Origin of the sequence: Bradyrhizobium lablabi, assembly GCF_900141755.1 — a bacterium.
Classification (GTDB): domain Bacteria; phylum Pseudomonadota; class Alphaproteobacteria; order Rhizobiales; family Xanthobacteraceae; genus Bradyrhizobium; species Bradyrhizobium lablabi_A.
On record NZ_LT670844.1, the window covers coordinates 4,505,782 to 4,519,036 of the forward strand.

Below are 13,255 nucleotides of genomic sequence, written 5' to 3' on the forward strand. Positions count from 1 at the left end.
ATACGATAAGTGCCTTTATACCGTCATTGCGGGCGCAAGCGAAGCAATCCGGACAGGCGAAAGCAAGAGCCGGGTTAATTCGTCGCAATGACGGGAAAAAAGCAGATCGCCCGGGAAATGAATAAGCGTCCCGCAGGGCTGCGGGACGCGTGGGAGCTGCAGAAGCTTGGACGGTGCCACGAGAGGGCTTTACTTGGACGCCGTCGCCTTGTTTTCCATATTGACGACCTGCACCCGGCGGTTGACTTCCGAGAGCGGGTTATCCGCGTCCTTGAGCTTGCTCTTGCCGTAACCGACCGTCACGAGGTCGCTTCCGGCAATACCGTATTTGTCGACCAGATATTTCTTGATCGAGTCGGCACGCCGCTCGGAGAGATCCTGGTTGTAGGCTTCGCCGCCGGCGGCGTCGGTGTGACCGGCGACCACGAAGGTCGAGCCCTTCAGGTCGGGATTGGTAAGCGCCCGTCCCAGCGCCTGGACGGAAGGCATGGACTTTGTGCTGATATCGGCCGAGTTGTAGTCGAAGTTGATTTCCAGATCGATTTTCGGCTTGTCCTTGACGATGGTGGCGATTTCCTCGCGCTCGGTCGATGAAAGCGAGCGCGTCGACCGGCCGCGGATTTGCTGGACAAAACGCCCTTCCTCGGCGCTCACGGCCGGATCGACCTGCTGCGGCCCAACCGACAGGCCGCGGGTCAGCGGCTTCTTGGGCGGCGCCAGCGCCTTGACGATCTGATCCTCGGTGACATCCCCGGCGACGGCCGTTGCCACGCCAAAGGAAAGTGCTGCGCCGATCGTCAGTAGCGAAAGGATAGCGGCAAAACTTCCCCTTCCAGACTTTTTCGACATTGCCAGTCCCTCCTGCGCTGCCCGCGCGGTTCCAAATCAATTTGCAAAACGACCGCTTAAAAAAATCGGTCGCGGCCTTGCTTAAGCTACCTTGTTTGTCTCTGGCGGCGCCCCGGGGGTTCGAGGACACCTCACCCGTCAACTCAAATAATCGTCAACGCACCCCGTAACTGGCGAATTCCTTGACAATATTCGGATCCATGGCCTTGGCGTTGTTTATATCCAGTTCGCCCTCAGAAATCGAGCCATTGCGCTGCTTGGCAAGGCCCCGCCCGTACAGCGACGACGTCAATCGCGGGTTGATCTTCAGCGCGGCGTCAAAATCGGCAATCGCATTCTTGGCCAGCCCGCTTTTGAGGTTGACCAGGCCACGGCTGTCCAGGGCATCGACGAAGTTCGGGCGCAGCCGAAGCGCCTCGTTGCAATCCTTCAAGGCAGCCTGCAGGTCGCCGATCACCGTGCGCGCCCAGCAGCGGTTGTTGTAGGCCTCGACATCCTTCGGGTTGAGCCGGATGGTGTCGTCGAAGTCCCGGATCGCGAGGCTATAAGCACCTTTACTGGCATAGACCTGCCCGCGCCGATAAAGCGCGTTCTGATCGTCGGGGTTTTCGGCGAGTTTTGCGGTCAGGCTCTTGATCGTCGGGTCGTCGGCCAGCGCAAGCACCGTCTCGTCTTTCTTGTCCGTCGACTGGTCGGCGGCAGGCGGCGGCAGGATTTCGACCTTTGGCGGCGGTGGGGGCGGCGGCAACGGCAGCGGGTCGACGCGTGGGGGCGGCAGAGGAGCCGGGGCCGGCGAAGGCGATTGAGGCAAATTCGCCACCGGGCCCGGAGCAGGCGCAGGCAGCGGTTGAGGCGAAGGCGGCCGATTGCCGGTGCCCGGGATGAACGAAAAGTCTTCGGCGAGAGACGACGAAATCCACGGCACCTGCTCGCTGCGCGAGGCGCGGGTGACGCCGAGGCGGGTGCGGTTGAGCGTCTCTTCGGCCATCAGGTCGGGGACGCGAATTTCCTTCAAGAGCTCCTGCACGAACAGGCTGTGATCGCCGCCATTGTCGGAGATGACCGAAGACAGCGCCGCCGAATACATCACCAGCGTACCATTCGGTGCGATCACGGGCGCCAAACCCGCGGAAAAGCTGCGGAACCGCCGCTCGAACGGGTTGCGCCTCGAGGCATCGATCAGGGCGATCTTGACGCCCGCGCCGCGATTGTTGATTTCGCCCAGCACCGACTCCAGGCCGAAGCCATCGCGCCGAACATCCGGTTCGGTCCAGATCTGCGCGTCGACCGGGATCATGTAGCTTTGGCGGCCGGACTGGACGCCAAAGCCGCTAAAGAAAATCAGCACCACCGAGCCCGGTTTGATCCGTCCGTAGAGCTTGTCGAAGGCGCGATGCATCGCATCGCCGGTCATGTTTTCGCCGACCTCGACGTTGAATCCGTCGCGCTTGAGTTCGTCGGCGACGTCGCGGGCGTCATTGATGGGTTCTTTGAGCGGCGCATCGGCGTCGGGATATTTCGCGTTACCGATCACCAGCGCAAACCGGTCCGCCGCCGCAAAGCAGGGAACGACAGGCGCGACCGAAAAAATCGCGACCGACAAAATCGAGGTCACAAGCAATAAGAGGCGAAGTCTCATTTCACGGCGGTCCAGCCAACAGGGCGCCGATCCCAGCTTGCGCCTCGGCGACCTTACTCTACGCAAACCCCATTATCAAACCGGGCCCGCAAGCCCTGTCAACCATCAACAAGGCCCGCGGTTAAGCGCGTCAATTAACCGCAACAAAACTTTCAAATCCTGCCAAATCCTGCGCGGCGAAGTGCATCCGGAATCTCCCGCCCAGGTATCTGCGAACGAGCCCATGCACGCGCATCGGCGCAGCGAACCAGCACAACGTGGCGTTGATCGGCGGCGCGCGAGAGGCTGCGGATATTTTTTCTTAAGGTCGTTTTCGAAATGTGATGTAGCTCACATTGAGAATCGTCATTGCATTTTCGGGCCAATGCGTTCGGGAATGGTCTCGGTCTATCCGGAACCGGCGCGAGGGTTTGACCTTTGCGGACCGGGATGGCTTGCTGCGGACGACACGAAAAATGTTGCAACCAAGAAGAAGTGTGACCTATGGGAAACGTCTACGCAATCTACGCCATCCGCTACGCGACAATGTCGCCGCGCACGCCGCAGCTGAATTTCCTGGTGCCGGATCCGCATGAGACCACGGCGCAGGACCTCGATTATTTCGTCTGGCTGATCCGTGGCCACGGCCGCGATATTCTGGTCGATACCGGTTTCAACGCGGCCGAAGCGCAATTGCGAAGCCGCAAACTGACGCTCAACCCGGTCGAGGCGCTGGCGCGCTTCGGTGTACCGGCTGAGACGATCAAGGACGTCGTCGTCACCCATCTGCATTACGACCACGCCGGCAATCTCGACCTGTTTCCGAACGCGCGCTTTCATCTGCAGGACCGTGAGATGAGCTACGCCACCGGGCGCTGCATGTGTTTTGGGACGCTGCGGCATCCGTTCTCGGTCGAGCATGTCACGCTGATGGTGCGCCATGTCTATAGCGAGCGGGTGACGTTTCACAATGGCGACGGCGAGGTCGCGCCGGGCGTGACGCTGCATCGGGTCGGCGGTCATTCCGACGGGCTGCAGGTGGTGCGGGTCGAGACCGCGCGGGGACCGGTGGTGCTGGCCTCGGATGCCTCGCATTATTACGCCAACATGCATCGCCGCAGTCCGTTTCCGATCGTCTATAATGTCGGCGATATGTGCGTGGGCTGGGAAATCGTCGAACGTCTCGCCGGCGATCCCGACCGCATCATTCCCGGGCACGATCCGATCGTGACCGAGATTTACCCGCGCGCCAGCGACAAGGTCGACGCCTATGCGCTGCATCTGCCGCCGTCGCGCTCATTTGGGGGCAAGCCATGATCAGCCGCTTTCCCGGCCTCACGCCGACCCGCAGCCGCGCTGTCGTTCACGACGATCTCGTGTTCACCGTGGCGGTAGCGCCCGATCCCGTCACCGCCTCGATGTACGAGCAGAGCGTCAAGGCGCTCGCGCGCATCGACGAGAGCCTTAAGCTGTGCGGCTCGGACAAGAGCAAGATCCTCACGGCCATCGTCTATATCGCCGATATGAAGCGGAAGGCCGAGATGAACCGCGCCTGGGACGAGTGGGTCGACACCAAAAATCCACCCATGCGCGCCTGCATCGGCGTTGAACTCGAACCGCCGCATATTGTGGAGATCGTGGTGACGGCGGCGAAGTGACCGCCTTGCGGTCATTCCGGGGCGACGCGAAGCGTCGAACCCGGAATCTCGAGATTCCCCGATGTGCAATTGCACATCTGAGGTTCGCGCTGCGCGCGCCCCGGAATGACGGGGGCTTAATCGTAAGCTCGTCATGCCCGGGCTTGTCCCGGGCATCCACGTCTTTCTTCCTTCGTAACGGCAGCAAAGACGTGGATGGCCGGGACAACGCCCGGCCATGACGAACAATCAATACGCCTCTTTCGCATCCGCTTCCCTGCTCGTCTGCACGAGATCAAGACTCTTCTCGATCTTGCCGAGCAGCATCGCAAAATCCCGCCGCTCCTGCGCCGAAAGGCACGAAAGAATTTCCTGCTCCCGCCGCAACAGGCGCGGGATCAGTTCCTCGTAGAGCGCCTTGCCCTTGCGCGTCAGGCGCAGGCGGTATTCGCGGCGGTCGTCTTCGTTCTCGACGCGCTCCACCAATTGCCGGTCCATCAGCGCGGTGACGGCGCGGCTGATGGTGGATTTGTGGGTCCGGGTGCAATAGGCGATGTATTGCGCGCTGCACGCATCGTTGCGGAAACCGAGCGTCGCCAGCACCCGCCATTCCGGAATATCGAGCCCGTACCGCGCCTGATATTCGCTGGAAAGGGCGGAGGAGACCTCGGCCGCCAACCGGTTCAGGCGGAACGGCACGAATCTGAACAGGTCCAGCCTGGAGCGCTTTTTCACCGCGGCTTCTTCACGCGAACCGCTCCCTATTTCGCTTAAAACCGCTTTTGGCAAAAATCGCTCCAAATTGAGTTGACGCCGCAACGCGGCTGGCGTTTAGATAGTTGCAGATGCGACTATCTTAGGCCGGTCGCGGTCCCTTGGCTAGTCGCAAGGTTAAGTCCATGGCGCAGCAGTCCGAAATGGCGCAGCCGTCCAAAGTCCAGTTTGGCTACCGCCGCCACGCCGATCAGGCGAGGGCGGAAGGCGATGCGGCGTGGCATGCCGTCGCCGTGGTCGGCGCGGGCCCGGTCGGGCTATCGCTTGCGATTGATCTGGCGCAGCGCGGCCAAAGCGTGGTGTTGCTCGATGACGCCGACCGGATCGGCGAGGGTTCGCGCGCCATCTGCTTCTCAAAACGCTCGCTGGAATATTGGGACCGGCTCGGCGCAGGACAGCGCATGGTCGACAAGGGCGTGGTGTGGAGCGTCGGCAAGATCTTCCACGGCGCCTCGCTGCTGTATCAGTTCAACTTGCTGCCGGAGGACGGCCACAAGCGGCCGGCCTTCATCAACCTGCAGCAATTCTATGCCGAAGCCTATCTGGTGGAACGCGTCCAGGAATTTTCCGAAATCGACCTGCGCTGGCGCAACAAGGTGACGGGGCTCGAGCAGCGCAACGACCACGTGGTGCTGACGATCGAGACGCCGGACGGGCCTTACCTCCTGCGCGCGACCTACGTTATCGCCTGCGACGGCGCGCGGTCGTCGCTGCGGCAAATGGTCGGCGCGGAATTTTCAGGAAAAGTGTTCGAGGATCAGTTCCTGATCGCCGATGTCCGGATGAGCGCGGAATTTCCGACCGAGCGCTGGTTCTGGTTCGATCCGCCGTTCCACACCGGACGCTCGGCGCTCCTGCATAGACAACCGGACGATATCTGGCGCATCGATCTGCAGCTCAATCGGGATGCGGACCCTGTGGTCGAGAAGCGGCCGGAGAACGTGCGGCCACGGATCGCGCGCATGCTGGGCCATGAAAAATTCGAGTTCGAATGGATCTCGCTGTACAAATTCCAGTGCCGCCGGATGGATAAATTCATTCATGGCCGCGTGATCTTTGCCGGCGATGCCGCCCATCAGGTTTCGCCGTTCGGCGCCCGGGGCGCTAATTCCGGCCTGGAAGACGCCGAGAACCTGGTGTGGAAGCTCGACCGCGTGCTGCGGAAAACCTCGCCGGAGGCGCTGCTCGAGAGCTATCACGTAGAGCGCAGCGCGGCGGCGGACGAAAATATCCGGGAATCGACCCGCTCGACCGATTTCATGGCCCCAAGCTCGCGCCAGGAGGCGCGGTTGCGCAAGGCGGTGCTGTCGCTTGCCAAGGAAACCGAATTCGGCAAGCGCATGATCAATGGCGGACGGCTCTCGGTTCCCTCGGTCTATGACTCGCCGCTCTCGACGGATGATTGCGACGCCTGGCGCGGCGGCCCGCGGCCCGGCGCTTCGATGCTGGATGCGCCGATTGCCGGGCGCACCGGGGATACGACCTATTTGACGGATGCCTTCGTCAAGGCGGGAACGCGGTTCACGCTGGTCGAGTTTTGCAACGGCGTTGCGGTGGATGTGCCCGACGACGTCGGCGTGATCCGTATCGGCGGCAACGATGGTTTTGTCGATTCCGCAGGGCTAGCCGGCACGCGCTACGATGCCGAACCCGGCACGGCCTATCTGTTGCGGCCCGACGGCTATGTCGCCGCACGTTTCCGGCAGCCGACAAGAGCCGCGCTCGACGCCGCATTGGCGCGGGCCGCAGGAATCAACTGAGGTTTTACAAGATGGCGCTGTCTACCTCATCGAATTTTGCAAAGCCGGACGATGCGTTCCGCGCGGTCGTCGAGGCGCATCGCGGACTCTCCGAGGAACAAAGCGCCGAACTCGACGCCGCCCTGGTGTTGATCCTCGCCAATCATATCGGCGATCTCGACGTGCTGCGCGAAGCGATTGTGCTCGCCAAGCGACGGGTGGTGGAGGCGGACCAGCAGCAGCAACAACAACAGCAACAATAGGGTGAACATGCCTATGCCGTCATTGCGAGCCAACGCGTCGCGCGAACGCGCGCCCGATGACAGGCTCCGCGAAGCAATCCATCGAGCCAGAGCAAAGCTGGATTGCTTCCGCCTTCGCTCATGGAGCTACGGCGGACAAGTCGTCGCAAGGGCTCCTCGCAATGACGAGGATGAGAGTGATCGCAAGGGAATGAACGAATGACAAAAGGTTTCGCATCGACCACCGATATGGCGGAGAAGAAAATCACCTTCTCCGAAATCGGCACCGATCTCTATGCCTTCACCGCCGAGGGCGATCCCAATTCGGCTGTCATCGTCGGCGACGATGGCTGCCTGGTGTTTGACGCGCAGGCGACGCCTGCGATGGCGAATAAAGTGATCGAGCGGGTGCGTACCGTTACCGACAAGCCGATCAAATATGTCGTACTGTCGCATTATCACGCGGTACGCGTGCTCGGCGCGTCCGCCTACAAGGCGCAAGCCGTGATCGCGTCGCAGGAGACCTACCGACTGGTCGAAGAGCGCGGACAGCAGGATTGGGATTCCGAATATGGCCGCTTTCCGCGATTGTTCCAGGACGCGGAGAGCATCCCGGGCCTGACCTGGCCGACGCTGACTTTTGAGGGCGAGATGTCGATCTATCTCGGAAAGCGCGAGGTGCGGTTGATGCAGCTCGGCGCCGGGCATACGTCGGGCGATATCGTCGCCTGGGTGCCGGACGCGGAGGTGATGTTTTCCGGCGATCTGATCGAATATCATTCCGCCTGCTATTGCGGCGATGCGCATTTGCGCGAATGGCCGGCGACCTTGAACGAAATTCGCGCCTTCAATCCCAAGGCGATCGCGCCCGGCCGCGGCGATGCGCTCAAGGGCATTGCCACGGGGCGCGAAGCGATCGCGATGACCCGGGATTTTGTCACCTCGCTCTATGGCGCCGCGGAGACGGCGGTAGCAAAGGGCCGTAACCTCAAGGAAACGATGGCGGCGACGCGTGAAGTGATGGATCCAAAGTTCCAAAAGTTTGCGATTTACGAGCACTGCCTGCCGTTCAATGTCTCGCGCGCGTTCGACGAGGCTTCCGGGATCGACGACCCCGTGATCTGGACCGACAAGCGTGACCGGGAAATGTGGGCCGCCCTGCAAGGAGGAGGATGACCATGAATATCAACACTCAGCCTGATGTGATCTCCAGGAGCTCCGTCAATATCACGCCGGGCTACATGTCCGGCTTCGGCAACAGCTTTGAGACCGAGGCGCTACCCGGCGCGCTGCCGATCGGGCGCAACTCGCCGCAGCGCGCGGCTTACGGACTTTATGCCGAGCAACTCTCCGGCTCGCCGTTCACGGCGCCGCGCGGCAGCAATGAGCGCTCCTGGCTCTATCGCATCCGGCCCTCGGTCAAACACTCCGGCCGCTTTGCGAAAGTCGACGCCGGGCTGTGGCGTTCCGCGCCGTGCCACGAAGTCGATCTGCCGATCGCGCAACTGCGCTGGAATCCCGCGCCGATCCCAAAGGATGATAAGACGTTCCTACAGGGCGTGCAGACCATGACCACGGCGGGCGACGTCAATACCCAGGCCGGCATGGCCGCGCATGTCGTGCTGATCACGAAATCGATGGTCGATCAGCATTTTTACAATGCCGATGGCGAGATGCTGTTCGTGCCGCAGCAGGGCAATCTGCGTTTTGTCACCGAGTTCGGCCGGATCGACGCCCAGCCCGGCGAGATTGTCGTGATCCCGCGCGGGGTAAAATTCCGCGTCGAGATTACGTCAGGCCCGGCGCGCGCTTATCTTTGCGAGAATTACGGCGGCGCCTTCACGCTGCCGGAGCGCGGTCCGATCGGCGCTAATTGCCTCGCCAATGCGCGCGATTTCTTGACGCCGGTTGCAGCCTACGAGGATAAGGACACGCCGACCGAGCTGTTCGTGAAATGGGGCGGCTCGTTGTTCAAGACCACGCTGCCGCATTCGCCGATCGATGTGGTGGCCTGGCACGGCAATTACGCGCCGTATAAATACGATCTTCGAACCTTCTCGCCGGTCGGCGCCATCAGCTTCGATCATCCCGATCCGTCGATTTTCACCGTGCTGACTTCGCCTTCGGAAACCGCCGGCACCGCGAACATCGACTTTGTGATTTTCCCGGAGCGCTGGCTTGTGGCGGAAAACACGTTTCGACCGCCCTGGTATCACATGAACATCATGTCGGAGTTCATGGGTCTGATCTACGGCGTCTACGACGCCAAGCCGCAAGGGTTCACCCCGGGCGGCATCTCCCTGCACAATTGCATGCTGCCGCATGGCCCCGACCGCGAGGCCTTCGATCACGCCAGCAATAGCGAACTGAAACCGGTCAGGCTGACCGGCACCATGGCCTTCATGTTCGAGACGCGGTACCCGCAGCGCGTCACCGCGCATGCGGCGAACTCGCCGACGCTGCAGGATGATTATTCGGATTGCTGGAAGGGACTCGAAAAACGGTTCGATCCGAATAGGCCGTGAGATTTCGCGCCGCCCTCCATCCGTCATGCCCGGGCTTGTCCCGGGCATCCACGTCTTGCGGCTTGAAGCGAAGTCGTGGATGGCCGGGACATAGGCGAGCGGAAGCGACGCCGTCCTTCGGACGGCTATGCCCGGCCATGACGATCATTTAACCGGAGAAAGTCTGTGCCCCACCCCAACGATCCCTCGCTCCGTTCCTTCATCCCGGTCGATCCCACCTCCGACTTCCCGATCCAGAATCTCCCCTACGGCGTGTTCTCGTCGAAGGATGGCCTTGCCCCGCGCGTTGGCGTCGCGATCGGCGATTTCGTGCTCGATCTCTGGGAACTCGAGCAGGACTCCAGGCTCGGTGTCGGCCCGCTCGGCATTTTCGCAGGCCCGTCGCTCAATCCCTTCATGGCGCTGGGCCCAAAAGTGTGGTCGCAGACCCGCGCGCGGATCAGCGAGTTGCTGCGGCACGATCATCCGGAGCTGCGCGACAATGACGAGCTGCGGGCCCGCGCCCTGGTGCCGATCAGGGACGCAAAACTGCATCTGCCGATCGCGGTCTCCGGCTATACCGATTTCTACTCCTCGAAAGAGCACGCCACCAATGTCGGCGTGATGTTTCGCGGCAAGGACAATGCGCTGCAGCCGAACTGGCTCTATATGCCGATCGGCTATAATGGCCGCGCGTCGACCGTCGTGGTGTCGGGGACAAAAGTGCGCCGGCCGCGCGGGCAGCTAAAACCGCCGAACGCGGAGGTGCCGAGTTTCGGCCCATGTAAACGGCTTGATTTCGAGCTGGAGATGGGCGTCGTGATCGGGCAGCCGTCGGCGATGGGCGAGATGCTCGACGAGAGCCGGGCGGAGAAGATGATCTTCGGCTTTGTGCTGCTGAATGACTGGAGCGCGCGCGACATCCAGCAATGGGAATATGTGCCGCTCGGCCCGTTCCAGGCCAAGGCGTTTGCGACCTCGATCAGCCCCTGGATCGTCACCTCTGAGGCGCTGGAGCCGTTCCGCGTTCATGGACCCGAGCAGGATCCGGTGCCGCTGCCGTATTTACAGCAGACGCATCCGAACAATTACGATCTCACCCTCGATGTCAGCCTACGCGCCGCGCCCGTGAACGAGGGGCAGCGCATCTGCCGTACCAATTTCAAATACATGTACTGGTCGTCAGTGCAGCAGCTCGTGCATCACGCTTCCTCCGGCTGCGCCATGAATGTCGGCGATCTCTTAGGGAGCGGCACCATCTCCGGCCCCGAGAAAAGCCAGCGCGGCAGTCTGCTTGAGATCAGCTGGAACGGCACCGAGCCGCTCGATTTGCCCGGCGGGCTGAAACGCACCTTCCTCGAGGACGGCGATTCGCTTGTGATGCGCGGCTGGTGCCAGGGCGACGGTTTTCGCGTCGGTTTTGGCGAGCTTGAAGGGACGATTTTGCCGGCGGAATGAATGCCGTCATTCCGGGGCGATGCGAAGCATCGAACCCGGAATCTCGTCATTCCGGGTCTGGTCCTTCGGACCATCCCGGAATGACGATGTGGAGAAAGTCAGCGCTCCTCCGGCGGAATTTCCTTGATCCGCGCCGAATGCGCCGCGATATCGTCCAGACTGTAAGACAAATGCACGCGCTTGTGCGACGGCGGCCGTTTCTCGACCGATAATCCCGGCCGCCATTCTCTTGCGGGGCGGATCGGCCGTGGCGCAAAGCCGCCGCCGCAGTTTGGACAGACATTGTGCAATTTGGTCTCGACGCAATCCGCGCAGAAGGTGCACTCATACGTGCAGATGCGCGCGTCCGTCGCGTTCGGCGGCAGGTCCTTGTCGCAATATTCGCAGTTCGGCCGAAGTTGCAGCGCCATGGTGGTCTCGTCGCGGTGGAGGGCAGATCATTGCAAATCAACCGACCGATTCGAATGACAGATATCCCTCGATTTCGGCCACTTCTCCCTCGCCCCGCTTGCGGGGGAGGGTCGGGGTGAGGGGGACTCTCCGCGCACTCGGACTCGCGGATAGTCCCCCTCACCCGGCGCTACGCGGTAGCCGAAGCTTCGCTTCGGCGTTCTTTTTTGAGAACGGCCGCCGAAGGCGGCCTGTGCTCTCCCCGCAAGCGGGGCGAGGTGTCAAGTCCGCATCCCCTTCAGCGGCAGTTTTGAACTCTCCTTCAGCCGGTCCAGCACGATCGAGGAGCGCACATGGGCGACGCTCTGGTGCGGCATCAACACGTTGTTGACGATGTCGGACAGGCTTTTGAGGTCGCGCAGCACGGCCTTCAGGAGATAGTCGGCATCACCGGTCAGCGAATAGGCCTCCTGGATATCGTCGACGCGGCCAACCAGCGCGCGGAACCGTTTGGCGTTGTCGGGTGAGTGGGTCGCGAGCGTGATGTGGATAAAGGCGATGACATTGAAGCCGAGCGCTTCGCTGGCCAGATCAGCGTGATAGCCCGAAATCACCTTCTCGTCCTCCAGCCGCATCCGCCGGCGCGAGCATTGCGATGCCGACAGGCCGACGGCCTCAGCCAGTTGCTGATTGGTCAGGCGGCCGTCATCCTGCAGCGCGCTGAGGATTTTGAGGTCGAAGGCGTCTACCGGGATCATGCGTAAAATGCCGTTTTGTGCACAAAGTGTGCATGATTATGGCAAAGCATGAGCCGTTTTGCATGCACTTTGTGGATTAATTGGCGGAGAATCCACGCCGGCAGATTCAAGGAGACAGCCATGGGTCCATTTCCGCACGACGCGCCGCCGGCAACCATCAGCGCCGACAATCCGATGGGCACCGATGGTTTCGAGTTTGTCGAATACGCCCATCGCAATCCCGAAGCGCTGCACGCGCTGTTCACGCTGATGGGTTTTGCGCCCGTCGCGCGCCACAAGACCAAGAACATCACGCTCTACCGCCAGGGCGACATCAATTATCTCGTCAACGAAGAACCCGGCAGCCACGGTTTTGCCTTTGTCGCCGCACACGGACCGTGCGCGCCGTCGATGGCGTTTCGGGTGGTCGATGCCAAGGCGGCCTATGCGCGCGCGCTGTCTCTCGGCGCGGAAGCCGCTGATATCCCCGCCGCGCAAAAGACGCTCGATGTTCCCGCCATCAAGGGCATCGGCGGCAGTCTCCTGTATTTCGTCGATCGCTACGGCGCCAAGGGCTCGGCGTATGATGCCGAATTCGAGTGGCTGGGTGCCAAGAACCCGCGGCCCGAGGGCGCCGGGCTTTTTTATCTCGATCACCTCACCCACAACGTCCATCGCGGCCGCATGGATGTCTGGACTTCCTTTTACAAAAAGCTGTTCAACTTCCGCCAGATTCGTTTCTTCGATGTCGAAGGCCGCGCCTCCGGCCTGTTCTCGCGAGCGCTGACCAGCCCCGACGGCAAAATCCGGATTCCGATCAACGAGGACGCAGGGGATTCCGGCCAGATCGAAGAATATCTCAGCGTCTATCGCGGCGAGGGCATCCAGCACATCGCCTGCGGCGTCAAGGACATCTGTCGCACAGTCGAGGGTTTGCGGGAGGTCGGCCTGCCGTTCATGCCGTCGCCGCCGGATACCTATTTCGAGAAGATCGACGCGCGTCTGCCGAAGCATGGCGAAGACGTCGCGCGCCTCAAGCGCGACGGCATCCTGATCGACGGCGAAGGCGTGGTCGATGGCGGCCAGACCAAAGTGCTGTTGCAGATTTTCTCCGCGAATGCGATCGGACCGATCTTCTTCGAATTCATCCAGCGCAAGGGCGACGACGGTTTTGGCGAAGGCAACTTTAAAGCGCTGTTCGAATCGATCGAGGAAGATCAGATCCGGCGCGGTGTGCTGAAGGTGGACGCGGCGTAACAGATTGATTGAATTGCCGGCGCTATATTCCACCGTCATGCCCGGGCTTG

13 protein-coding genes are annotated in these 13,255 nt (G+C 61.6%); 8 read left to right on the plus strand and 5 right to left on the minus strand.

Translation table 11 applies throughout. The features are described 5' to 3' along the window. Positions 1–189 precede the first annotated feature (189 nt). Complete coding sequence (locus tag B5526_RS20930; RefSeq protein WP_079541174.1) at positions 190–849, minus strand: OmpA family protein; 660 nt, start codon at positions 847–849, stop codon at positions 190–192. A 154-nt stretch (positions 850–1,003) separates the two neighbouring features. Then, the gene (locus tag B5526_RS20935) at positions 1,004–2,488 is read right to left on the minus strand and encodes a caspase family protein (RefSeq protein ID WP_079541176.1); all 1,485 of its coding nucleotides are present in this window, start codon (positions 2,486–2,488) and stop codon (positions 1,004–1,006) included. 483 nt (positions 2,489–2,971) lie between these two features. Here B5526_RS20935 and B5526_RS20940 point away from each other — a divergent pair, with 483 nt between their 5' ends. After that, positions 2,972–3,784: an N-acyl homoserine lactonase family protein gene (locus B5526_RS20940; RefSeq protein WP_079541178.1), complete on the plus strand. Its 813-nt coding sequence runs from the start codon at positions 2,972–2,974 to the stop codon at positions 3,782–3,784. Then, positions 3,781–4,125 (plus strand): RidA family protein, encoded by a 345-nt coding sequence (locus B5526_RS20945; protein ID WP_079541180.1) that lies wholly within the window; start codon positions 3,781–3,783, stop codon positions 4,123–4,125. Before B5526_RS20940 ends, B5526_RS20945 begins: the two co-directional genes overlap by 4 nt. 228 nt (positions 4,126–4,353) lie before the next feature. Here B5526_RS20945 and B5526_RS20950 read toward each other — a convergent pair whose 3' ends face one another. Then, positions 4,354–4,839 carry a MarR family winged helix-turn-helix transcriptional regulator gene (locus B5526_RS20950; protein ID WP_433994592.1) on the minus strand — a complete coding sequence of 162 codons (486 nt, stop codon included), beginning with the start codon at positions 4,837–4,839 and terminating at the stop codon, positions 4,354–4,356. Positions 4,840–5,003: 164 nt separating this feature from the next. Here B5526_RS20950 and B5526_RS20955 point away from each other — a divergent pair, with 164 nt between their 5' ends. The 5 genes from B5526_RS20955 to fahA all read left to right on the plus strand — a co-directional run bounded on the left by B5526_RS20955 (position 5,004) and on the right by fahA (position 10,821). After that, a complete protein-coding gene (locus B5526_RS20955; protein WP_079541183.1) occupies positions 5,004–6,638 on the plus strand; it encodes an FAD-dependent oxidoreductase in 1,635 nt (544 codons plus the stop codon). 11 nt (positions 6,639–6,649) lie between these two features. After that, positions 6,650–6,880: a DUF2783 domain-containing protein gene (locus tag B5526_RS20960; protein WP_079541185.1), complete on the plus strand. Its 231-nt coding sequence runs from the start codon at positions 6,650–6,652 to the stop codon at positions 6,878–6,880. A 198-nt stretch (positions 6,881–7,078) separates the two neighbouring features. Continuing rightward, on the plus strand, positions 7,079–8,035 hold the full coding sequence (locus B5526_RS20965; RefSeq protein ID WP_079541187.1) for an MBL fold metallo-hydrolase: 957 nt from the start codon (positions 7,079–7,081) through the stop codon (positions 8,033–8,035). A 2-nt stretch (positions 8,036–8,037) separates the two neighbouring features. Beyond that, on the plus strand, positions 8,038–9,384 hold the full coding sequence (gene hmgA, locus B5526_RS20970; RefSeq protein ID WP_079541189.1) for a homogentisate 1,2-dioxygenase: 1,347 nt from the start codon (positions 8,038–8,040) through the stop codon (positions 9,382–9,384). A 165-nt stretch (positions 9,385–9,549) separates the two neighbouring features. Further along, positions 9,550–10,821, plus strand: a complete 1,272-nt coding sequence (gene fahA / locus B5526_RS20975; RefSeq protein WP_079541191.1) for a fumarylacetoacetase — start codon at positions 9,550–9,552, stop codon at positions 10,819–10,821. Positions 10,822–10,919: 98 nt separating this feature from the next. On the opposite strand, the gene B5526_RS20980 is transcribed toward fahA, so the two are convergent. Both B5526_RS20980 and B5526_RS20985 read right to left on the minus strand, forming a co-directional pair. Then, positions 10,920–11,231: a DUF1272 domain-containing protein gene (locus B5526_RS20980; RefSeq protein WP_079541193.1), complete on the minus strand. Its 312-nt coding sequence runs from the start codon at positions 11,229–11,231 to the stop codon at positions 10,920–10,922. Between the two features lie 261 nt (positions 11,232–11,492). Further along, positions 11,493–11,969, minus strand: a complete 477-nt coding sequence (locus tag B5526_RS20985) for an Lrp/AsnC family transcriptional regulator (RefSeq protein ID WP_079541195.1) — start codon at positions 11,967–11,969, stop codon at positions 11,493–11,495. Between the two features lie 120 nt (positions 11,970–12,089). Between B5526_RS20985 and hppD the strand changes: the two genes are divergently transcribed. Further along, positions 12,090–13,205, plus strand: a complete 1,116-nt coding sequence (gene hppD / locus B5526_RS20990) for a 4-hydroxyphenylpyruvate dioxygenase (protein ID WP_079541197.1) — start codon at positions 12,090–12,092, stop codon at positions 13,203–13,205. Positions 13,206–13,255 lie beyond the last annotated feature (50 nt).

Excerpts from the sequence above, each read along its gene's own strand:
- B5526_RS20980 (WP_079541193.1), bottom strand. The coding sequence starts at position 11,231 with ATGGCGCTGCAACTTCGGCCGAACTGCGAATATTGCGACAAGGACCTG.
- B5526_RS20985 (WP_079541195.1), bottom strand. The coding sequence starts at position 11,969 with ATGATCCCGGTAGACGCCTTCGACCTCAAAATCCTCAGCGCGCTGCAG.
- B5526_RS20960 (WP_079541185.1), top strand. The coding sequence starts at position 6,650 with ATGGCGCTGTCTACCTCATCGAATTTTGCAAAGCCGGACGATGCGTTC.
- B5526_RS20955 (WP_079541183.1), top strand. The coding sequence starts at position 5,004 with ATGGCGCAGCAGTCCGAAATGGCGCAGCCGTCCAAAGTCCAGTTTGGC.
- B5526_RS20945 (WP_079541180.1), top strand. The coding sequence starts at position 3,781 with ATGATCAGCCGCTTTCCCGGCCTCACGCCGACCCGCAGCCGCGCTGTC.
- B5526_RS20935 (WP_079541176.1), bottom strand. The coding sequence starts at position 2,488 with ATGAGACTTCGCCTCTTATTGCTTGTGACCTCGATTTTGTCGGTCGCG.
- hmgA (WP_079541189.1), top strand. The coding sequence starts at position 8,038 with ATGAATATCAACACTCAGCCTGATGTGATCTCCAGGAGCTCCGTCAAT.
- B5526_RS20965 (WP_079541187.1), top strand. The coding sequence starts at position 7,079 with ATGACAAAAGGTTTCGCATCGACCACCGATATGGCGGAGAAGAAAATC.
- hppD (WP_079541197.1), top strand. The coding sequence starts at position 12,090 with ATGGGTCCATTTCCGCACGACGCGCCGCCGGCAACCATCAGCGCCGAC.
- B5526_RS20940 (WP_079541178.1), top strand. The coding sequence starts at position 2,972 with ATGGGAAACGTCTACGCAATCTACGCCATCCGCTACGCGACAATGTCG.
- B5526_RS20930 (WP_079541174.1), bottom strand. The coding sequence starts at position 849 with ATGTCGAAAAAGTCTGGAAGGGGAAGTTTTGCCGCTATCCTTTCGCTA.